Origin of the sequence: Elioraea tepidiphila DSM 17972 (genome assembly GCF_000378465.1) — a bacterium.
GTDB classification, from domain to species: domain Bacteria; phylum Pseudomonadota; class Alphaproteobacteria; order Acetobacterales; family Acetobacteraceae; genus Elioraea; species Elioraea tepidiphila.
Genome location: NZ_KB899912.1, coordinates 68538 through 89533, shown reverse-complemented (window position 1 = coordinate 89533; position 20996 = coordinate 68538). Strand labels below are relative to the sequence as shown.

Here is a 20996-nt window from a genome sequence, read left to right as displayed (position 1 = left end):
GAGGAGCGGATGGATATCGTGGTGCTGCCCGGCGACGGGATCGGGCCGGAGATCACCGAGGCGACGCTCGCGGTGCTGCGCGCGGCCGATGCGCGGTTCGCGCTGGGCCTGCGCTTCGAGACCCACGCGGTCGGGCTCGCGACGCTGAAGACGCACGGCACCACCCTGCCCGAGGACGTGTTCGCGCGCGCCATGGCCGCCGACGGCACGATCCTCGGCCCGATCGCGAGCTTCGAGTACCCGCCGCGCGAGCAGGGCGGCATCAACCTCTCGGCCGCGTTCCGCACGCGCGGCGACCTCTACGCCAACATCCGCCCCGCGCGCTCGCGGCCCGGTCTCGCGCACTGGGGCCGCACGCCCATGGACCTCGTGATCGCGCGCGAGAACACCGAGGGGTTCTACGCCGACCGTTCCATGTATCTGGGCTCGGGCGAGTTCATGCCGACCGCCGACCTCGCCCTCTCGGTGCGCAAGATCACCGAGCGGGCGTGCATGCGGATCGCGCGCACGGCGTTCCGGATCGCGCGCACGCGGCGCCGGAAGGTCACGGCCGTGCACAAGGCGAACGTGATGAAGGTGACGGACGGGCTGTTCCTGCGCTCGGTGCGCAAGGTCGCCGAGGAGTTCCCCGACGTCACGCTGGACGACGCGATCGTCGATGCCGCCGCCGCGCTGCTGGTGCGCGATGCCGCGCGGTTCGACGTGATCGTCACCACCAACATGTTCGGCGACATCCTGTCGGATCTCGCCTCCGAGCTCTCCGGCAGCCTCGGCCTCGGCGCCTCGATCAACGCGGGCGACACGACCGCGCTCGCCCAGGCGCAGCACGGCTCGGCCCCGGACATCGCCGGTCAGGGGATCGCCAACCCCTCCTCGCTGATCCTCTCCTCGGCGATGCTGCTCGACTGGCTCGGCACGCGGCGCGGCGTGACGGCGCTGAACGACGCGGCCGCCGCGATCGAACGCGCGGTGGATGCCGTGCTCGCGGTGCCGGAGCGGCGCACGCGCGATCTCGGCGGCGTGGCCGGCACCATGGCGTTCGCGACCGCGGTCGCCGACGCGCTCGCCACCGCCTGAAACGGGGGACAACCCATGCCCGCACCGCACTACGACCTCATCCTCCGCGGCGGCATCGCCGTGCTGCCCTGGGGCGAGGAGGCGACCGATATCGGCGTGCGTCAGGGCCGCATCGCCGCGCTCGGCGTGCCGGGCTCGGCGGAGGCGGATGCGGTGATCGACGCGCACGGCCTGCATGTGCTGCCCGGCTTGATCGACGCGCATGTGCATCTGCGCGAGCCGGGTGCGGATCACGTCGAGACGATCGCGACCGGCACGAAGGCCGCCGCCCTCGGCGGGCTGGTCGCGGTGTTCGACATGCCGAACACGAAGCCCGCCATCACCGACGCCGAGCGCCTCGCCTGGAAGCGGGACCACATCGCGGGCCGCGCCTTCGTGGACATGGGGCTCTATGTCGGCGCGACCAAGGCGAATGTGGGCATGCTCGCCGATCTGGAGCTGGAGCCCGGCGTGTGCGCGATCAAGGTGTTCGCCGGCTCCTCGACGGGCGATCTGCTGGTGGAGGACGACGCCTCGCTCGAGGCGGTGATGCGCAACGGCTTCCGCCGCATCGCCTATCACAGCGAGGACGAGTACCGGCTCAGGGCGCGCGCGCCCCTGTTCAAGGAGGGCGATCCGCATATCCGCCACATGGAGTGGCGCGATGTCGAGGCGGCGTTCCTCGGCACGCGCCGGCTGATGGCGCTCGCGCGCAAGACCGGGCGACGCGCGCACATCCTGCACGTCTCGACCGCGGAGGAGCTCGACTACCTCAAGGACTACCGCGACGTCGCGACCGTCGAGGTGCTGATGAACCACCTCACCCAAGTCGCGCCCGACGTGTACGAGCGGCTGGAGGGGTTCGGCGTGATGAACCCGCCCATCCGCGACCGGCGGCACTACGATGCGTCCTGGGCGGCCGTGCGGGACGGCACGGTCGATGTCGTGGGATCGGATCACGCGCCGCACGCGGCCGATCTGAAGCGCCTGCCCTGGCCGACATGTCCCGCGGGGCTCACCGGCGTGCAGACGATCGTGCCGGTGATGCTGGATCACGTGAACGCGGGGCGGCTCTCGCTGTCGCGGCTCGCCGACTTGATGTGCGCGGGTCCCGCGCGCGTCTATGGCGTGGTGGGGAAGGGGCGGCTCGCGGCCGGCTACGACGCCGATTTCACGCTGGTGGACATGAAGCGCAGGCGCACGATCACGAACGACTGGATCGCCTCGCCCTGCGGCTGGACGCCGTTCGACGGCATGGATGTCACCGGCTGGCCGGTGATGACGGTGCTGCGCGGGCGGACGATCATGCGCGAGGACGAGTTGCTGGGCGAACCTTCGGGGCAGCTCGTGCGGTTCGGCGACACGCTGAGGCGTGCAGCCGACGCGTGACGGTCAGACCAGCATCTCGACGCAGACCGGCACGTGATCCGAGGCGAGCGGCCAGTCGCGCGCGTCCTTCAGGATCTGCCCGGCCTTCAGCGTGCCCGCCATGTCGGGCGTGACCCAGATATGGTCGAGCCGCCGGCCACGGTCCGACAGCCGCCAGTCGCGGTTGCGGTACGACCACCAGGAATAGAGCTTCTGCGGCGGCGGCACGAAATGCCGCATCGCGTCGATCCAGCCCTCGGCCGTGCCCTGCCATTTCGTCAGGAGATCGGTCTCGACCGGCGTGTGCGACACCACGTCGAGCAGCTGGCGGTGGCTCCAGACGTCATCCGGCAGGGGCGCGATGTTGAGATCGCCCGCGATGATCTGCCGCCCGCCCTTGGCCGCGCCATTGCCGAACCAATGCGTCGCCTCGGCAACGAAGTCGAGCTTGTGGCGGAACTTCGGATTCGCCTCCGGGTCCGGCACGTCGCCGCCGGCCGGGACGTAGAAGTTGTGCAGCCGCACCGGCGCGCCCGGGATGTCGAGATCCACCGCGAGATGCCGGCAGTCGCCCTTGCCGCACCAGTTCGGCGTGTCCGCGACGCGCGCGAGGGGAATCTTCGAGAGGATCGCGACCCCGTTGTAGCCCTTCTCTCCCTTGATCACGATGTGGCGGTAGCCGGTCGCGCGCACCTCGCGCAGCGGGAACTCGGCATCCGTGACCTTGGTCTCCTGCAGGCAGATCACGTCGGGCTCCAGCGCAACGGCGAGGTCGGCGAGCCTGGCAAGCCTGAGACGGACGGAGTTGATGTTCCAGGTGACGAGACGGAGGCGCTTGGGACGTCGGGCCATGTGGGTTCGGGGATCGGGGCGGCGGAATCGCTGGCGCAGTCTAGCGCGTCCGCGGGAAATGAGATGCCCGGCCTCTGCGCGCCACCCTTGCGGGTGGGGAGCGGCGTGGACGGGCTGTGGACAACTCTGTGGGCCTGATGCCTCCGCGGCTTTCAGGCGACTGCAGGATGCGCGGCCAATCTATTGATAAGTATAGCCTTTATGCGACCGAGACCGCGCCCGAGGGTTGTTCATCCGGGGTGTGGATGAGCCTGGCGTCGGCAGCCGGCGCGTCCGCCGCTATGCTCGCGTCCGCCATGGCGGGACAGGGCGCGTGATGCGACGGATCGGGATGCTGGTGGCGGCGCTGCTGGTGGTCGGGGCGGCCGTCCACGCCGGGGCGTGGTGGCTGCTGGGCAATGCGGTCGTCGCCGCGATCGAGGGCGTCGGTCCCGACGGCGAGCGCGTGCGCCATGACGGTCTCGCGCGCGGCGGCTGGCCGTTGCGCGCGGGCGTCACCATCGCGCGGCCGGAGCTGTCGCGTCCGGCGGCGGGGCTGATGCCGGCGCTGACCTTCGCCGCCATGCGGGCCGAAGCGGGCGTGCCGCTCTCCGCGCCGCGCGCGGCGACGGTGACATTCCGCTGCCCCTGCCGCCTTGCTTTCCCCGGCACGCAGGGCGCCGCGCCGGCCGACATCGAGGCCGGCGCGCTCGTGCTGTCGTTCCGCGTCGAGCCCGGCGCGCCGCCGCGGCGCTGGCAGCTCGACGGCGAGACCCTGACCATCGTGCAGGCGGGCGAGACCGTGGAGGTCGCATCGCTCCGCCTCGCCGGCGCGCGCGATGAGGCCGCGCGCGCGCGCCAGACCGTCGCCTTCGCGCTGGCGGGGGTGCGGCTCGGCCCGGCGGCGGAGGTGCCGTTCGGGCGCGTGATCCGCAGCGCGACGGGCGAGGTCGTGGTGTCAGGCGCGTTCCCGCCCGGTCCCGACACCGAGGCGACCCTTCGCGCCTGGCGGGCGGATGACGGCCGGATCGAGCTTCGCGGTCTCGCGATCGCCTGGGGGCCGCTCGCGCTCTCGGCCGGCGCGACGCTGGCGCTGGATCGCGCGCTGCAACCGATGGGCGCCGGAACGGTCCGGGTCGCCAACTGGCGCCCGGCGCTCGACGCGGTGGGGAGCGCCGGGCTGCTCGACCGCCAGGCGCTCGCCCTGGTGCGGCTGGCCTTGACGGCGGTGTCGCGCCCGGCGCCGGGGGGCGGGTCGATGGTGGAGCTGCCGCTCGCGCTGGAGGAGCGCACACTGACGGCGGCGCGCATCCCGGTCGCGCGCCTGCCCGAGATCGCCTGGCCGCGCGGCCCCTATACCCTCGGCCGCAACTGAGGTGGCGGACACCGCCGACGCCGCGCGCCTGCTCGCGGTCTGCACGCAGCCGCCCTGGCCGGTGCGCGACGGCTACGGGCTGCGCGTGGCGAACCTGCTGGAGCGGCTCGCCGCGTCCTGGCGCATCACCCTGGTCGCGCCGGTCGAGGCCGCGCCGCACGGCATCGCCTGCGTGCCGGTGCGGTTGGAGGGGACGGGTCTGACCTACCCGTGGCGGTTCGACAACGCACCGTTGCGCGCCTCCGTGCGCACCGCCCTGGCCGCCCATCCCGCCGCACGCGCGCTGGTGTTTCCGGGTGCCGAGGCGCTGTGGTTCGGGGCCGACGACCTGCCGCCCGCGGTGATGGACATGATCGACTGCAACCCCCTGGAGTTCTGGCGTGGCGCGCTCGGCGGCCGGAGCGTTCGCGAGCGGCTGCGCGATCTCGCCGAACTTCCCGTCGCGACCCGCTATGCGCGGCGCACGGTGCGTCGCTTCAGCGCGACCGTGCTGGTGGGCGAGCGCGATGCCGCCTGGATGCGCTGGATCGGCGGGCGCGACAGCGTGCATGTCGTGCCGAACGGCGTGGCCGTGCCGGCGGAGGAGGCGCTGGTCGCCGAGGATGACGCGCCGACCGTGGTGTTCCTCGGCTCGCTCGGCTACGCGCCCAACGTCGATGCCGCGCTGTTCGCGGCGGATCAGATCTGGCCGCGCATCGCCGCCGCCGTGCCCGAGGCGCGCTTCGTGATCGCGGGCCGGACGCCCGCGCCGGAGGTGGCCGCACTCGCCGCGCGACCCGGCATCGCGGTCGCGGCGGACGTGCCCGATGTCGTGCCGGTGCTCGGGCGCGCCTGGGTGTCGATCGCGCCCATGCGCATCGGCGTCGGCATCAAGAACAAGGTGCTGGAGGCCTGGGCCTGCGCGCGGCCCGTCGTGATGACGCCGCTCGCGACCAACGGGCTCGTGCTGCCGCCGGGCCACGAGGGGTTCGTGCATCGCGATGCGGCAGGGCTGGCGGACGCGGTGGCGGCGCTGCTGCGGGATGCTGCGGCGCGCCGGTCGGCCGGGGCCGCGGCGCGCGCCCTGGTCCAGGCGCGATTCAGCTGGGCAGGTGCCGCGGCGCGGATCGAGGCGCTGCTGCGCGCGGCGTGCTGATCAGGCCTGCTTCAGCGCGATCAGGCTGCGGCGGATGCGCCGGCCGCGTTCGATCTTGTCGATGATGTAGGCATCGTCGCCCCAGCGCACGGCGCGCGCCATCGCGGTCATGTCCTCGGTGAAGCGCTGCGTCATCTCCAGGAGCGCCTCGCGGTTGTTGAGGAACACGTCGCGCCACATCACCGGGTCGGAGGCGGCGATGCGGGTGAAGTCGCGGAAGCCGGAGGCGGCGAAGCGCAGCACGTCCTTCATCGACTGGTCCTGCAGGTCGTCGGCGGTGCCGCAGATCGTGAAGGCGATCAGATGCGGCAGGTGGCTGACGATCGCCATCACGCGGTCGTGGTGGCCGGGTTCCATCACCTCGACCATCGAGCCCGCGCGGCGCCAGAGCTCGGCGACCTTGTCCACGGCCGTCTCGTCGGTGCCAGGCGGCGGCGTGAGGATGCAGAAGCGCCCCTCGAACAGCTCGGCGAAGCCGGATTCCGGGCCGGAATGTTCCGTACCCGCGATCGGATGCGCGGGCACGAAATGCACGCCCTCCGGCACCAGCGGCCCGACATCGCGGATCACGCTCTGCTTGGTCGAGCCGACATCGGTGACGATCGCGTCCTTCGCCAGATGCGGCGCGATCGCCGCGGCGACATCGGCATAGGCGCCGACGGGGGTGCAGAGGATCACGCAGTCCGCACCCTCGACCGTCGCGCCCGGATCGGCGAGCACGCGGTCGGCGAGGCCGAGCCGTTCGACCGTCGCCCGCGTCGCGTCCGTCCGCGCGGTCGCGACGATCTCGGCCGCGATGTCGCCGCGCCGGCGCGCCACATGCGCGATCGAGGAGCCGATCAGCCCGACGCCGATCAGCGCGAGCCGGCGGAACAGCGGTTCAGACATGCGCGGTGGCGCGGTCCGCGCGCTGCATGAACTCGGCTGTCCCCTCGGCCACCGCCTCCATCTCCTCCTGCGTGCCGATGGTGATGCGCAGCATGCCCGGAAGCCCGTAGCCCGTCATGCCGCGGACGATGATGCCGCGCGCGCGGAAATGCGCGTCGGCCTCGGCGGCGCTGCGCCCGACCGCGCCGAAATCGGCGAGCAGGAAGTTGCCGTGCGTGCCGCGCACCGGCACGCCGGTGCTCTCCAGCGCCTGGGCGAGCCAGGCCCGCCAGCGCCGGTTGTGCGCGCGCGAGGCGGCGACGTGCTCGGTGTCGGCCAAGGCCGCGATCGCGGCCGCCTGGGCCGGGCGCGAGGCGTTGAACGGGCTGCGGATGCGGTTCAGCACGTCCACCACGGCGGCGGGCGCGTAGGCCCAGCCGAGCCGCAAGCCGCCGAGCCCGTAGATCTTGCTGAAGGTGCGCGTCATCACCGTGTTCGCGCCGCCCTCCACCAGATCGACCACGGCGGTGCCGCGCGGGTCGTCCAGGTACTCGGCATAGGCGAGATCGAGCACCAGCAGCACGGTCTCGGGCAGGCGCGCGCGCAGCCGGGCGATCTCGCTCCAGGGCACCAGCGTGCCGGTCGGGTTGTTCGGGTTGGCGAGGAACACGAGCGTGGTGCGCGGGCTGACCGCGGCGAGGATCGCGTCCACATCCGCAGTCAGGTTCCGCTCCTCGACCGTCACCACGGTCGAGCCGGCGTAGCGCGCATAGAGCGGGTGCATGGCGAAGGCGTGACGCGTGACGATCGTCTCGGTCCCCGGTCCGCCATAGCCCTGGGCGAGCAGGCACAGCAGATCATCCGACCCCGCGCCGCAGACGATGCGCGCCGGATCGAGCCTGAACGCCGCGCCGATCGCCTCGCGCAGCGCGGTCGCGCCGCCATCGGGGTAGCGGTGGATTTCGCCCGCCTCGGCGCGATAGGCCTCCATGGCGCGCTTGGACGGCCCGAGCGCCCCTTCGTTGGACGACAGCTTGATCACCCGGTTGGCGCCGGCGACCTTCGACTCGCCGCCGACATAGGGCTCGATCTCGAGAATGGACGGACGCGGTTGCGGCGGCATGGCGATCACTCCGGCGCGAAGGCGGATTCGGGCGGCGGCACCGGCCAGCCGCCGATCACGATCGGGCGGGCGAGCCCGACCTCGGCGAGCGCGGCGAGGCGCGGGTCGCGCGCCTCGACCAGCCCGTCCACCTCGGCGAGGCAGGCGGTCGGCCCGCGCTCGGACCGATGCAGCACCAGGCTGCGCGGCTTCAGCCCGGCGGCGGCGGCGAGGTCGGACAGCCGGGCGCGGCTGAGCTCGGGCGCGGCCTCGAACGCAACCAGCGAGCGGTCCTCGCCCGAGGGCTCGGGGGCGAGCGCGCCGACCACGAGCGCCTGGGCGCGCGGCGCGCCCTCGGGGCGCAGCGTGACGAAGGGCAGGCGGGCGATCACCGACAGCCCAGAGCCGTCGCCGCGCATGAGCGCGATCCACCACGGGTCGTGCGCGCCCTCGGCGTTCGGGTCGTCCTGGGGCAGCGGCAGCACGCCGACCGCGGCCTCGCCGGCGCTGACCGCGCGCAGCACCTGGGCGGTCGTGCGCATCCAGCGCAGCGGCACGGCGGTGCCGAAATGCTCGCGCGCGAGCGCCACATGCCCCGAGCCCGCCTCCGGGCTCCAGACCGCGACCGGGAACGGCGCCTGGATCAGGGTCATGCCCATGATCATCTCGCGCCACATCCCGACCAGGGTGGGCTTGGGCAGGCGGCCGCGATGGTTGGCGAGCAGCCGGCGCATGATCTCGGCCTCGCGCGCCGGGCGGAACGGCGCGCCGCGCTTCACCCGAAGCTCGGCCAGGGAGGCGACCACCTCGGCCCGCTGCATCACCAGCTGATGGATCAGCCCGTCCACCCGATCGATCTCCGCGCGCAGCGCCGCCAGGCGGTCGGGCGCGCGCCAGGCGGGATCGGTCTCGGCCTCGGCGTCGGTTGCGGGCGGCGGGTCGGCGGGCATGGCGGAGGAGGCATAGCGGAAGTGGGGCCGGACGCAAGCGCGGCTGCGCCCGCGCGCATTGCGCCCGGGGCGCCGCGGGCCTAGTGATCGCGCATGGCCGAGACCGTCCGCGCTTCGCTCGCGACCGCCGGGATCACGCACCAGCGTGTGGTCTTCCCGGAGGGGCTGGCGCTCGACTGCGGCGCGGTGCTGAAGCCGCTGGTGGTGGCCTACCGCACCTACGGGCGGCTGAACGACGCGAAGTCGAACGCGATCCTGATCTGCCACGCGCTCACCGGCGACCAGTACGTGGCCGAGACCCACCCCGTCACCAGCAAGCCGGGCTGGTGGGAGATCATGGTCGGCCCCGGCCTGCCGGTCGACACCGAGCGGTTCTTCGTGATCTGCGCCAATGTGCTGGGCGGCTGCATGGGCTCCTCGGGCCCGCGCGAGGAGATGACGGATGCCGAGGGGCGCCCGCAGGGCCGCCCGTGGGGCATGCAGTTCCCGCCCGTGACCATCCGCGACATGGTGCGCGCCCAGGCGAAGCTGCTGGATCATCTCGGCGTGCCCAAGCTGTTCTCGGTGCTCGGCGGCTCGATGGGCGGGATGCAGGTGCTGGAGTGGGCCGCGCTCTACCCGGAGCGGGTGTTCAGCGCGATCCCGATCGCGACGGCGACGCACCACAGCGCGCAGAACATCGCCTTCCACGAGATCGGCCGCCAGGCGATCAACGCCGATCCGGATTTCCACGGCGGCGAGTACTGGAGGCACGGCGTGGTGCCGGCGCGGGGGCTCGCGGTCGCGCGCATGACCGCGCACATCACCTATCTGTCGGAGGAGGCGCTGACGCGGAAGTTCGGCCGTCGCCTGCGCACGGGGCCGATGCTGACCTTCTCGAACGACCTGTTCGAGGTGGAGTCCTATCTCCAGTACCAGGGCTCGTCCTTCGTGCAGCGCTTCGATGCCAATTCGTATCTGACGATCACGCGCGCGATGGACTATTTCGATCTCGCGGCCGAGCATGGCGGGTCGGTGGCGGCGGCGTTCCGCAACACGCCGGTGCGGTTCTGCGTGATCTCGTTCTCCTCCGACTGGCTGTTCCCGACCGCGATGAGCCGCGAGATCGTGCGCGCGCTGAACGCCGCGGCGGCCAACGTGTCGTTCGTCGAGATCACCTCCGACAAGGGCCACGACGCGTTCCTGCTGGACGAGCCGGATCTGTTCCGCACGGTCAGCGGGTTCCTCGCGGGGGCGGCGGAACGGTGGCGGTGAGGCGCGCATGTGTGGTGCGCGCGCGACCCCGTCGAGCGCTTGGCGGCCGGGCGCCATCCCCGTCCGGCGCTGTCAAGGCCGCAGCCGCGCTGCGCGCGGTGCGCCGCAGGCGCAGCCTTGACAGCGCCGGACGGAGATGGCCGTGGGGATTCATCGCCTTCCGCGGAGCGGAAGGCTCCGCTTGTCGCCTTCCCCGACACGTCCATGCCTGAAGGTCTCGCCCCCGCGCCGCGCACCGGCCGCCCGCTCTCCGACCGGCTGGATTTGCGCCTGATCGCCGAGATGGTGGAACCGCGCGCGCGCGTGCTCGACATCGGCTGCGGCGACGGCGCGCTGCTCGACATCCTGGTGCACGAGAAGGACGTGGACGGGCGCGGGATCGAGATCGACATGGCGCTCGTCACCGCCGCGGTCGCGCACGGCCTGCCGGTGATCCATGCGGATGCCGACACCGACCTCGCCTTCTACCCCGACGCCGCGTTCGACTACGTGATCCTGTCGCGCACGCTGCAGGCGACCGAACGCCCGCGCGAGGTGCTGGCGCAGATGCTGCGCATCGGGCGGCGCGCGATCGTGAGCTTCCCGAATTTCGGCCACTGGCAGGTGCGTGCGAGGCTGCTGCTGACGGGGCGGATGCCGCGCACCAAGGCGCTGGATCGCGCCTGGTACGACACGCCGAACATCCATCTCTGCACGATCAGCGACTTCTTCGCGCTGTGCGAGGCCGACGGCTACCGGGTCGAGCGCTGGCTGGGCGTGGACGAGGCGGGGCGGAAGACGCCGTGGCGGCGCAACCGGCGGCTCGCGAACCTGTTCGCCGAGCAGGGGCTGTTCCTGCTGACGCGGGGGTAGGGGAGCGCCCCGTTCCCCTGATACCCGGCGCACGAGGGTTTCACCTTCATGCGCCGGGTATGAGGTTCCTTCAGCGCGCAGCCGCCACACCAGCCCTGCGCGCGATACCGTCCGCACAAAGGTCAGACCTTGTCCGGACGGTATCAGGCCGCGTTGCGAGCGCCCGTGCGGGATCCCAGCGCGTCGAGCAGGCGCAGCACCTCGGCCGAGGCCGCCTCGACGCGCGCGATCGCCGCGAGCGCCTCCTCGGTGCGCCCCTGGGCGAAGAGGCGTGCTGCCGCCTTGCCGTGCTCGTGCACCGCCTCGTGCGGCGCCTCGAGCTCGCGGAACGCCGGCTCGCAGCGGAACGTGGACGATCCCTCGCCATAGTACCAGCGGCCGAGGCGACAGGAGCGGTGATCGGCCAGCTCCTCGGCTTTCAGCTTCACCCGCCCGGCCGCCATCGCAATGAGCCGCCGCTTCCACATCACGTGATCGGCCTTGGCGAGGATGATGATCTTGCCGGGGAAATCGGCACCGGCTGTGCGCTTGAGCTGTCGGCCGATCGCGGAGTCGAGCTGATCGAACGAATCCGCCATGCCGTCCACCGCCGTCGAGGTCTCCTTCGCCATCGCCGCGACGCGGCCGATGCTGCCGGCGATCTCGTTGGTCGCCTGTGACTGCTGCGAGACTGCCTCGGCGATCTCGCGGATGCTGCGCGTTGCCGCGTCGATCCGGCTGCCGGCGGCGGCCACGTCCGCGCCGAGGCGCTCCATCCGCTCACGCCCGTCGCGGGCGAGGTCATCGCAGCGCGCCATTCCCTCGACAACCGCACCGACGCGGGCCAGCAGCCCGTCGATGCGGCGGCGGATGTCCTCGGTCGCCTGCGCGGTCTGCTGCGCCAGGGTCTTCACTTCGTTGGCGACGACGGCGAAACCGCGCCCGGCCTCGCCGGCGCGGGCGGCCTCGATGGTGGCGTTCAAGGCGAGCAGGCGCGTCTGCGCCGCGATCGTCTCGATCGTCTTGACGATCCCGCCGATCTCCTCCGATGCCCGGCCGAGTTCGCGCACCTCGGCGCTGTTGCGCTGCACCAGCGAGGCGAGCGCCTCGATGGCGCGGATCGTCCCCTCGGTCTGCTCGACGCTCGCGCGCATCGCCTGCTCGGCCGCACCCGACGCCTCGGCCGCGGCCTTGGCCGAGACGTCGATGCTGCCGACGGTCGCCACCATCTCCTGCGTGGCTGCCGCCATCGCCTGGGCATTCTCGCTCACGCCGCGCGCCGGGCCGACGAGCCGTGCGGCGACGATGCCGAGTTCGTTGGCGACCATCGCGCAGTCGACCACCTCGGCGGCGTGCGCTGCCGCCTCCGCCGCGAGGGCGCCTGCCAGGGCGGCGAGCGGTTTCTGGTCCGGGCCGGGCGGCGGGTCGCGGTGAAGTCACCGCGGCCCAACGCATCGACGAAGCGCGCGAGCGCATCGTGCTCCGCCGTGCGCGACGCGGCGTTCAGGGCCATCTCGGGCGTGGCGACGGCGTGCTGCAAACGGTGCAGGGTGGCCATGGACGGGGACGTCTCCGGTGCGGGGGTGTGCCTTCACGTTGCCGAACCGGACTCAAGGATTCGTAAACGTGGCGGCGCAACCGGCGGCTCGCGACCCTGTTCGCCGGGCAGGGGCTGTTCCTGCTGACGCGGGGGTAGGGGGGCGGACAGGTCCCTAATGACCTCTGCCATTGCCTGCGCCACGACGTTGGTTCTGTGGCGCGCAGGGGAGGTATCTGGACACCTCCGATAACCGGTGTTTAGGCGCGTTGCTGGCGATTGGGTCGGCGTGAGTGGTGCGGTGATGCCGCGAGATGGGCGATGTCCGGTTGGCTGGGCCGCCCGCCGGCGCCTGCTCCGTCCTGCGAAAGGCTCAGGCGGGCAGGTTGTGCCTGTCGAGCCAGCACCATCGCTTCATGTTGTAGGCCATGTTGGCGATGGTAACCGTCGCGCGCGCCCGGGCGATGCCGATGGTTCGGATCACCAGCCCCATCACCCTCTTCTGATGCGCGAAGGGATGCTCGACACGGGCGCGCACCGCGGACTTGGCGGCGTTGGCTTGGGCAGTGCGCCTCGGCATCGGCCGGCCCGGCGGCTTGCGGCGGTGGATCCGGCTCACCTTGCCGATGCCCCGCAGATACCGCTCGTTCTCCGCCGAGCGATAGGCCGTATCGCCCCACACGTCGGCGGCGGTGTTGTTCGGGTCGATCAGCCCTTCGCGCAACCGCGCCCCGTCATGCGCCGCGGCATCGGTGGTCTTGCCGCGTCGGATCACCCCGTGCCGGCGATCGATCGAGATGTGCGATTTGTAGCCGAAGTGCGGGACGGCAATGTACCGCCCTGTGGGCGTTGCCTTCGGCCCAGCTGCGGCATGCCATCCTCGCGCGGCCTGGCCTTGCTGAACTTCACCGTCCAGCGCGCATCCGTGTCCTTCTGGCGCGCGCGGGCCGGCGTGTCGGGCCAGATGTCGCGGGCCTTCTCGCCCGCCTTGATGCGCGCCTTCTCGGCCTCGGTGTTGCGTTGGCGCGGCGCCGCAACGAGCGTCGCGTCCACGATCTGGCCGGCCATCGGCAGATAGCCCGCCTCGGTGATCGCCCGGTCGAGCCGGGCGAACAGCCTCTCCAGCGCGCCGGCGGCGATCAGCGCCTCGCGGAAATCCCACAGCGTGTTGGCGTCCGGCACCGCGTCGCCCGGACCGAGGCGGCAGAACCGCATCCAGCGCAGCCGATCGGCGACCAGATACTCCGCCTGCGCCAGCGACAGCCCGTGCATCGCCTGCAGCACCAGCATGCGGAACTTCAGCACAGGATCGAAGGCAGGCCGGCCACCCTTGCCGCGGTCGCGTGCGCCGAGTGCGGTGTCCAACTCGGCCCGGAACTTCTCGAAATCCACCGTCGCCGCGAGTTTCTCCAGCGGATCACCCTGCGTGGAGAGCTCCCGAAGCCGCTCCTCCACATCCCAGACCCCCCGCTGACCTCCGGACATCCGCGCCTCGCTCGCTGCCGCCTCAGCCAGACGGAATCACGCCTCGCACGGCAGCGCCAGCCCAGTTTCCGGAGGTGTCCAGATGCCTGAAGCGACTGATTATTCCGTTCGAGATTCACATATCGCCGTCTTTGGTCTCGCGACCATGAATTGATGGCGGAAGGGCTCCGCCCTCCCGCACCCACCCGCCGGGGGGCCGGGCACCCCATCGTGCAGGCGCGATGGGGACGCCGCCATAGGCCCCCCGGTCCCCCCGCTACCCTTGACGCGCCGGCCCCTTTCCCCCACAACCCAACCCGTTCCGGCCCCACCGGACCCTGACCCGCCCCCCATGGGGCGCCGCCGCTCCGCGAAGGCTCGCGCAGCGGCGCAAATCCGTTTGGGGCGCCGGAACACTGAGGAGCAGACGATGTTCGACGCCCTCTCGGGCAAACTCACGGGGATCTTCGACAGGCTGAAGCGCCGCGGCGCGCTCTCGGAAGCCGACGTCTCCGAGGCACTCCGCGAGGTCCGCATCGCCCTGCTCGAAGCCGACGTGGCACTCCCCGTCGTCAAGGACTTCATCGCCAAGGTGCGCGAAGGTGCCGTCGGCGAGGCGGTGCTGAAGTCCGTCACCCCCGGCCAGCAGGTCGTCAAGATCGTCCATGACGCGCTGGTCGAGATGCTCGGGCCCGCCGCGCCCGGGCTGAACCTCGCCGCCTCGCCCCCCGTCATCGTGCTGATGCTCGGGCTGCAGGGCTCGGGCAAGACCACCACCGCCGGCAAGATCGCGCTCCGCCTCAAGGACCGCGACCGCAAGCGCGTGCTGCTCGCCTCGCTCGACACCCAGCGCCCCGCGGCGATGGAACAGCTCGCCACGCTCGCCGACCGCGCCGGCGTGATCTCGCTGCCGATCGTGCCCGGCCAGCGCCCGGTCGAGATCGCCCGGCGGGCTCTCGACGAGGCCCGCCGCGGCGGCTTCGACGTGCTCGTGCTCGACACCGCGGGCCGCCTCGCGATCGACGAGACCCTGATGGCCGAGGTGGCCGAGGTCGCATCCGTCGCCCGCCCGCACGAGAAGCTGCTGGTCGTCGATGCCATGACCGGCCAGGACGCGGTGACGATCGCCAGGGCGTTCCACGAGAAGGTGGGCGTCACCGGGATCGTCATGACGCGGATGGACGGCGATGCGCGCGGCGGTGCCGCCCTCTCCATGCGCGCGATCACCGGCGCGCCGATCCGCCTGGTCGGTGTCGGCGAGAAGCTCGATGCGCTGGAGGACTTCCACCCCGACCGCGTGGCGGGCCGCATCCTCGGCATGGGCGATGTGGTGTCGCTGGTCGAGAAGGCGGCCGCGACGATCGAGGCCGAGGATGCCGAGAAGCTCGCGGCCAAGATCCAGAAGGGCAGTTTCGACCTCGAGGATTTCCGCAAGCAGCTCGGCCAGATCTCGAGGATGGGCAGCCTTCAGGGCCTGCTCGGCATGCTGCCAGGTGTCGGCAAGATCAAGGCGCAGATGGCCGAGGCGAAGCTCGACGACAAGGTGATCAAGCGCCAGATCGCGATCATCGACAGCATGACGAAGGCCGAGCGTCGCCGCCCCGACATCATCAAGGCCTCGCGCAAGAAACGGATCGCCGCGGGCTCCGGCACGCGGGTCGAGGATGTCAATCGCCTGCTGAAACAGTTCGATGACATGACGACCATGATGAAGCGCGTGCAGAAGATGGGCCAGAAGGGCCTGCTGCGGCAGGGCCTGTCCGGGCTGCTGCCCGGCGGCATGAACTTCCCGGGCGGCGGCCGCCGCCCGTTCTGAACACGAACCGTGACCTGAAAGGACGCAACCCCGAATGAGCCTGAAGATCCGCCTGAGCCGCGCCGGCGCCAAGAAGCGCCCCTACTACCACATCGTGGTGGCCGACAGCCGCTCGCCGCGCGACGGCCGTTTCATCGAGAAGGTCGGCGCCTACAACCCGATGCTGCCGGCCGACCATGCCGACCGCGTGACGCTGAAGACCGAGAAGATCCAGGAATGGCTCGGCAAGGGCGCGCAGGTGACCGAGCGGGTCGAGCGCTTCCTCGCCAAGGCCGGCATCGTCGCCGCCGCGCCGCGCCCGACCCAGACCAAGCAGCACCTGCCGAAGAAGAAGGCGCAGGAGCGCGCCGCCGCCTCCGCCGCCTGAGCCGGAGCCGCGCGGAACCGCCATGTCCCCCGACCGCATCCTGCTGGGCCAGTTCGCACGCCCGCACGGCGTGCGGGGGCTCGTGCGCGTGCAGTCCTTCACCGCCGATCCTTCTGACATCGCCGCCTATGGTCCGGTGTCGGACGAGGCGGGCACGCGGACGTTCCGGCTGCGCGTCGTCCAGCCCGGCGAGATGCCGGTGGTGGCGGTCGAGGGGGTCGCGGATCGCGAGGCGGCGGCGAAGCTCACCGGCACGCGGCTCTATGTCGCGCGCGACCGTCTGCCCGCGCCGGCGGAGGACGAGTTCTACCACGCCGACCTGATCGGGCTCGCGGTGGAGGATGCGTCCGGACGGCGCCTCGGCACGATCGCGGCCGTCAACGATCACGGCGCCGGCGCGTTCCTGGAGATCGAGACGGGGGCGCAACCCCTGCTGCTGCCCTTCACCCGCGCGGCCGTGCCGGTGGTCGATCTCGCTGGCCGCCGGGTGGTGATCGCCCCGCCGGCGGAGGTGGTCGTGCCGCCGTCCGCGGCTCAGCCGGAAGGAGCGGCGGCATGAGCTTCCGCGCCCTCGTGCTCACCCTGTTCCCGGAGATGTTCCCGGGCCCGCTCGGCCATTCGCTGGCGGGGCGGGCGCTCGCGCGCGGCGACTGGTCGCTTGATGCGATCGACATCCGCGGCTTCGCGACCGACCGGCATCGCAGCGTCGATGATACGCCGTTCGGCGGCGGCCCCGGCATGGTGATGCGCCCGGATGTCGTGGACGCGGCGGTCGCCGAGGCGCTCGCGCGCGGTCCCGACCTGCCGCTGATCGTGTTCACCCCGCGCGGGCGGCTGCTCACCCAGCGCCGCGTGCGCGCCCTCGCCGAGGGGCCGGGCGCGATCCTGCTCTGCGGCCGGTACGAGGGCATCGACGAGCGCGTGATCGCGCATCGCCGCATGGAGGAGCTCTCGATCGGCGACTACGTGCTGTCGGGCGGCGAGCCCGCGGCGATGGTGCTGCTCGATGCCTGCGTGCGGCTGCTGCCCGGCGTGATGGGCGCGGCGGCGAGCGGCGTCGAGGAGAGCTTCGCGTCCGGATTGCTGGAGTATCCCCACTATACCCGCCCCGCCGTGTGGCAGGGCATGGCGGTGCCGGAGGTGCTGGCGGGCGGCAACCACGCCGCGATCGCCGCCTGGCGCCGCGAACAGGCCGAGCGCGTCACGCGCGACCGCCGCCCCGATCTCTGGAGTGCCTACCGCGCGCTGGCCGAGGCCGCGCCCACCGCCTGACATGCAAGCCATGACGCCGTGCCGGGTTGGCGCGGCCGCCAAAGAGTGAGAAGGAGCCTGACCATGAACATCGTCCAGCAGATCGAGGCGGAGCAGGTCGCCAAGCGCACCGCCGAACGCACCGTGCCGGAGTTCGGCCCCGGCGACACGCTGCGCGTCTCGGTGCGCGTGGTCGAGGGCGAGCGCACGCGCTTGCAGGCGTTCGAGGGCGTGTGCATCGCGCGCAAGAACGCCGGGATCAATTCCAGCTTCACCGTGCGCAAGATCAGCTACGGCGAGGGCGTGGAGCGCATCTTTCCGCTGCACTCGCCCAATGTCGCCGAGATCAAGGTGATGCGCCGGGGCGACGTGCGGCGCGCCAAGCTCTATTACCTGCGCGGGCGGACCGGCAAGGCGGCGCGCATCGCCGAGAAGATGGGGCTCGCCGCGGGCGCCCAGGCCGAGAGCGCCGAGGCGGCCGAGCCGCAGGGGAACGGGGCCGAGCAGGCCTGAGACGGAGGAGACGGTCGAGATGGGTGAGGGGACGGCACCGCGCACGCTGTTCGACAAGATCTGGGACAGCCACGTCGTCGAGCGTCTGCCGGACGGCACCTGCATCCTCTACATCGACCGTCATCTCGTGCACGAGGTGACCTCCCCGCAGGCCTTCGAGGGACTGCGCATGGCCGGCCGTTCCGTGCGCCGGCCTGACGCCACCTTCGCGGTCGCCGATCACAACGTGCCGACCTCCGACCGCTCCAAGGGCATCGACGAGCCCGAGAGCCGCATCCAGGTCGAGACGCTGGAGAGGAACGTCGCCGAGTTCGGCGTGCCCTATTTCCCGCTGATGGATGCGCGCCAGGGCATCGTGCACATCGTCGGGCCCGAGCAGGGGATCAGCCAGCCGGGCCTGACGATCGTCTGCGGGGACAGCCACACCTCGACGCATGGCGCGCTCGGCGCGCTGGCCTTCGGCATCGGCACCTCCGAGGTCGAGCACGTGCTGGCCACGCAGACGCTCTTGCAGAAGCCGGCCAAGAACATGCTGATCGACGTGCAGGGCAAGCTGCCCTTCGGCTGCACCGCGAAGGACATCATCCTCGCGATCATCGGCCGGATCGGCACCGCCGGCGGCACCGGCCACGTGATCGAGTATGCGGGCGAGGCGATCCGCGACCTCGACATGGCCGGGCGCATGACGGTCTGCAACATGTCGATCGAGGCAGGCGCGCGCGCGGGGCTCGTCGCGCCCGACGAGAAGACCTTCGCCTATCTCAAGGGCCGCCCCTACGCGCCCAAGGGCGAGGCGTGGGAGCGCGCGGTCGCCTATTGGAGCACGCTGCCGTCGGACCCGGGCGCGCGCTACGACACCACGGTCACGCTGAAGGCCGACGAGATCGTGCCGCTGGTGACCTGGGGCACGTCGCCCGAGGACGTGGTGCCGATCACCGGCGCCGTGCCCGATCCCGAAGCCGAAACGAACGAGGCGCGTCGCGCCGCCAAGCGGCGGATGCTGGACTACATGGCGCTCACCCCCGGCACCAGGATGCAGGATGTCGCGGTCGATGTCGTGTTCATCGGCTCCTGCACCAACGGCCGGATCGAGGACCTGCGCGCCGCCGCGGCCGTGGCCAGGGGCCGCAAGGTGGCCGACGGGGTGCGCGCGATGGTGGTGCCCGGCTCGGGCCTGGTGAAGCGGCAGGCGGAGGAGGAGGGGCTCGACCGCATCTTCCGCGAGGCCGGGTTCGAGTGGCGCGAGGCCGGCTGCTCGATGTGCCTCGGCATGAATCCCGACCAGCTCAAGCCGGGGCAGCGCTCGGCCTCCACCTCCAACCGCAACTTCGAGGGCCGCCAGGGCCCCGGCGGGCGGACGCATCTGATGAGCCCCGCCATGGCCGCCGCCGCGGCGGTGACCGGCCGGCTCACCGATGTCCGCCAGCTGGTGAACTGAGGGAAGGACCGGACCATGCAGCCCTTCACCACGCTCACCGGCATTGCCGCGCCCCTGCCGATCCCGAACATCGACACCGACAAGATCATCCCCGCGCGCTTCCTCAAGACCATCAAGCGCTCGGGGCTCGGCAAGAACCTGTTCGACGCGATGCGCTACCGCGCGGACGGGTCGGAGAACCCGGACTTCATCCTGAACCAGGAGCCCTACCGCAAGGCGGAGATCCTGGTCGCCGGGCCGAATTTCGGCTGCGGAAGCTCGCGCGAGCACGCGCCCTGGGCGCTGCTCGATTTCGGCATCCGCTGCGTGATCGCGCCCGACTTCGCCGACATCTTCCACAACAACTGCTTCAAGAACGGCATCCTGCCGATCAAGCTGCCGCAGGAGATCTGCGATGCGCTGATGGAGGATGCGAGGCTCGGCGCGAATGCGCGGCTGACGGTCGATCTCGAGCGCCAGGTGGTGGTGCGGCCGAACGGCGAGGAGATCCACTTCGAGATCGATCCGTTCCGCAAGCACTGCCTGCTGAACGGGCTCGACGATATCGGCCAGACCATGGCGTACGCGCCGAAGATCGACGCCTACGAGGCGAAGCGCCGGGCCGCCGAGCCCTGGGCCTTCGCGTGACGACCGCGCCGGGCGGCGGGGGCGGCCCGGCGTCGACACCGTGAGAGGGGGAGGCTGAGATGGCATCGAACAAGAAACTGCTCGTTCTGCCGGGCGACGGGATCGGGCCCGAGGTGATGCGCGAGGTGCGCCGCATCATCGACTGGTTCGACCGCCGGCGCGCGGTGCGCTTCGAGCTCGACGAGGCGCTGGTGGGCGGGGCGGCGATCGACGCGCTCGGCACGCCGATCGCGCCCGAGACCGTGGCCAAGGCCAAGGCCGCCGATGCGGTGCTGTTCGGCTCGGTCGGCGGGCCGAAATGGGACAAGCTCGGCTTCGACATGCGCCCGGAGATCGCCATCCTGACGCTGCGCAAGGAGCTTGGCCTGTTCGCCAATCTGCGCCCTGCCCAGGTGCTCGACCCGCTGGCCGATGCCTCGACGCTGAAGCCCGAGGTCGTGCGCGGCCTCGACCTCATGATCGTGCGCGAGAGCACCGGCGGCATCTATTTCGGCGAGCCGCGCGGCATCGATACGCTGCCCGACGGCACGAAGCGCGGCTACAACACCGAGGTCTATACCACGGCCGAGATCGAGCGCGTCGCGCGCGTCGCCTTCGAGTTCGCGCGCAAGCGGCAGAACCGCGTCTGCTCGGTCGAGAAGGCGAACGTGATGGAGTCCGGCCTGCTCTGGCGCCAGACCGTCACCGACCTGCACGCGCGCGCGTTCGCCGATGTCGATCTCTCGCACATGTACGCCGACAACTGCGCGATGCAGCTCGTGCGCAACCCGCGCCAGTTCGACGTGATCGTCACCACCAATCTGTTCGGCGACCTGCTCTCCGATCTCGCCTCGATGCTGACCGGCTCGCTCGGCATGCTGCCCTCGGCGACGATCGGCGCGGTGGGGCCGGACGGCAAGCGGCATGCGCTCTACGAGCCGATCCACGGCTCCGCTCCCGACATCGCCGGCAAGGGCATCGCCAATCCGATGGCGCAGATCCTCTCCTTCGCCATGCTGCTGCGCTACAGCTTCGGCATGGAGGACGAGGCGAAGCTGGTCGAGCGCGCCTGCACCAATGTGCTGGGCTCGGGTCTGCGCACGGCCGACATCATGCAGCCCGGTCTCGCGCGCGTCTCGACCCAGGTGATGGGCGACGCGGTCGTGCGCGAACTCGACAAGATCGGCGGCTGATCAGCCCTTGCCCCTTCGGGGGGCATCCGCTATCACGCCGCC

Annotated in this window: 19 protein-coding genes and 1 pseudogene; 14 read left to right on the top strand and 6 right to left on the bottom strand. The window is 71.6% G+C overall.

What is annotated here, in order from left to right; all coding sequences use genetic code 11:
- Window positions 1-9 precede the first annotated feature (9 nt).
- Both F563_RS0103385 and F563_RS0103380 read left to right on the top strand, forming a co-directional pair.
- Window positions 10-1077 carry an isocitrate/isopropylmalate dehydrogenase family protein gene (locus tag F563_RS0103385; protein ID WP_019013234.1) on the top strand — a complete coding sequence of 356 codons (1068 nt, stop codon included), beginning with the start codon at window positions 10-12 and terminating at the stop codon, window positions 1075-1077.
- A gap of 15 nt (window positions 1078-1092) precedes the next feature.
- Window positions 1093-2445, top strand: a complete 1353-nt coding sequence (locus tag F563_RS0103380; RefSeq protein WP_019013233.1) for a dihydroorotase — start codon at window positions 1093-1095, stop codon at window positions 2443-2445.
- Between the two features lie 3 nt (window positions 2446-2448).
- On the opposite strand, the gene F563_RS0103375 is transcribed toward F563_RS0103380, so the two are convergent.
- Window positions 2449-3276: an exodeoxyribonuclease III gene (locus tag F563_RS0103375; RefSeq protein ID WP_019013232.1), complete on the bottom strand. Its 828-nt coding sequence runs from the start codon at window positions 3274-3276 to the stop codon at window positions 2449-2451.
- 316 nt (window positions 3277-3592) lie between these two features.
- On the opposite strand from F563_RS0103375, the gene F563_RS0103370 reads away from it, so the two are divergent.
- Together F563_RS0103370 and F563_RS23730 are read left to right on the top strand one after the other, a co-directional pair.
- Window positions 3593-4630: a DUF2125 domain-containing protein gene (locus tag F563_RS0103370; RefSeq protein ID WP_019013231.1), complete on the top strand. Its 1038-nt coding sequence runs from the start codon at window positions 3593-3595 to the stop codon at window positions 4628-4630.
- Between the two features lies 1 nt (window position 4631).
- Window positions 4632-5765, top strand: a complete 1134-nt coding sequence (locus tag F563_RS23730) for a glycosyltransferase (RefSeq protein ID WP_019013230.1) — start codon at window positions 4632-4634, stop codon at window positions 5763-5765.
- Here F563_RS23730 and F563_RS0103360 read toward each other — a convergent pair whose 3' ends face one another.
- Genes F563_RS0103360 through F563_RS21395 form a run of 3 tightly spaced genes read right to left on the bottom strand, consistent with a single transcriptional unit; the run spans window position 5766 to window position 8684 of the window.
- A complete protein-coding gene (locus F563_RS0103360; protein WP_019013229.1) occupies window positions 5766-6653 on the bottom strand; it encodes a prephenate/arogenate dehydrogenase family protein in 888 nt (295 codons plus the stop codon).
- On the bottom strand, window positions 6646-7755 hold the full coding sequence (hisC, locus tag F563_RS0103355; RefSeq protein ID WP_019013228.1) for a histidinol-phosphate transaminase: 1110 nt from the start codon (window positions 7753-7755) through the stop codon (window positions 6646-6648). Before hisC ends, F563_RS0103360 begins: the two co-directional genes overlap by 8 nt.
- 5 nt (window positions 7756-7760) lie before the next feature.
- The gene (locus F563_RS21395; RefSeq protein ID WP_019013227.1) at window positions 7761-8684 is read right to left on the bottom strand and encodes a chorismate mutase; all 924 of its coding nucleotides are present in this window, start codon (window positions 8682-8684) and stop codon (window positions 7761-7763) included.
- A gap of 93 nt (window positions 8685-8777) precedes the next feature.
- Here F563_RS21395 and metX point away from each other — a divergent pair, with 93 nt between their 5' ends.
- Window positions 8778-9938 carry a homoserine O-acetyltransferase MetX gene (metX, locus tag F563_RS0103345; RefSeq protein WP_019013226.1) on the top strand — a complete coding sequence of 387 codons (1161 nt, stop codon included), beginning with the start codon at window positions 8778-8780 and terminating at the stop codon, window positions 9936-9938.
- Window positions 9939-10142: 204 nt separating this feature from the next.
- Window positions 10143-10790, top strand: a complete 648-nt coding sequence (gene metW / locus F563_RS0103340) for a methionine biosynthesis protein MetW (RefSeq protein ID WP_019013225.1) — start codon at window positions 10143-10145, stop codon at window positions 10788-10790.
- A gap of 143 nt (window positions 10791-10933) precedes the next feature.
- Here the strand turns inward: metW and F563_RS21390 are convergent, their stop codons facing one another.
- Complete coding sequence (locus F563_RS21390; protein ID WP_019013224.1) at window positions 10934-12112, bottom strand: methyl-accepting chemotaxis protein; 1179 nt, start codon at window positions 12110-12112, stop codon at window positions 10934-10936.
- A gap of 567 nt (window positions 12113-12679) precedes the next feature.
- Window positions 12680-13791 (bottom strand): annotated as a pseudogene (locus F563_RS24275) (IS5 family transposase).
- Window positions 13792-14200: 409 nt separating this feature from the next.
- On the opposite strand from F563_RS24275, the gene ffh reads away from it, so the two are divergent.
- The 8 genes from ffh (at window position 14201) to leuB (ending at window position 20954) form a co-directional block, all read left to right on the top strand.
- Entirely contained in the window at window positions 14201-15586 is a 1386-nt protein-coding gene (gene ffh, locus F563_RS0103320; RefSeq protein ID WP_019013222.1) for a signal recognition particle protein, read from the top strand.
- 34 nt (window positions 15587-15620) lie between these two features.
- Window positions 15621-15953, top strand: a complete 333-nt coding sequence (gene rpsP, locus F563_RS0103315; RefSeq protein WP_019013221.1) for a 30S ribosomal protein S16 — start codon at window positions 15621-15623, stop codon at window positions 15951-15953.
- A 22-nt stretch (window positions 15954-15975) separates the two neighbouring features.
- Entirely contained in the window at window positions 15976-16512 is a 537-nt protein-coding gene (gene rimM / locus F563_RS0103310) for a ribosome maturation factor RimM (protein WP_019013220.1), read from the top strand.
- Window positions 16509-17225 carry a tRNA (guanosine(37)-N1)-methyltransferase TrmD gene (gene trmD / locus F563_RS0103305; protein WP_019013219.1) on the top strand — a complete coding sequence of 239 codons (717 nt, stop codon included), beginning with the start codon at window positions 16509-16511 and terminating at the stop codon, window positions 17223-17225. The genes rimM and trmD overlap by 4 nt, the downstream gene beginning before the upstream one ends.
- Window positions 17226-17288: 63 nt before the next feature.
- Entirely contained in the window at window positions 17289-17717 is a 429-nt protein-coding gene (gene rplS / locus F563_RS0103300; RefSeq protein WP_019013218.1) for a 50S ribosomal protein L19, read from the top strand.
- Between the two features lie 19 nt (window positions 17718-17736).
- Window positions 17737-19155, top strand: coding sequence for a 3-isopropylmalate dehydratase large subunit (gene leuC, locus F563_RS0103295; protein WP_019013217.1), 1419 nt, complete (start codon window positions 17737-17739; stop codon window positions 19153-19155).
- A gap of 15 nt (window positions 19156-19170) precedes the next feature.
- The gene (leuD, locus tag F563_RS0103290; protein WP_019013216.1) at window positions 19171-19782 is read left to right on the top strand and encodes a 3-isopropylmalate dehydratase small subunit; all 612 of its coding nucleotides are present in this window, start codon (window positions 19171-19173) and stop codon (window positions 19780-19782) included.
- A 59-nt stretch (window positions 19783-19841) separates the two neighbouring features.
- Window positions 19842-20954 carry a 3-isopropylmalate dehydrogenase gene (gene leuB / locus F563_RS0103285; RefSeq protein WP_019013215.1) on the top strand — a complete coding sequence of 371 codons (1113 nt, stop codon included), beginning with the start codon at window positions 19842-19844 and terminating at the stop codon, window positions 20952-20954.
- The last annotated feature ends 42 nt before the right edge of the window (window positions 20955-20996 follow it).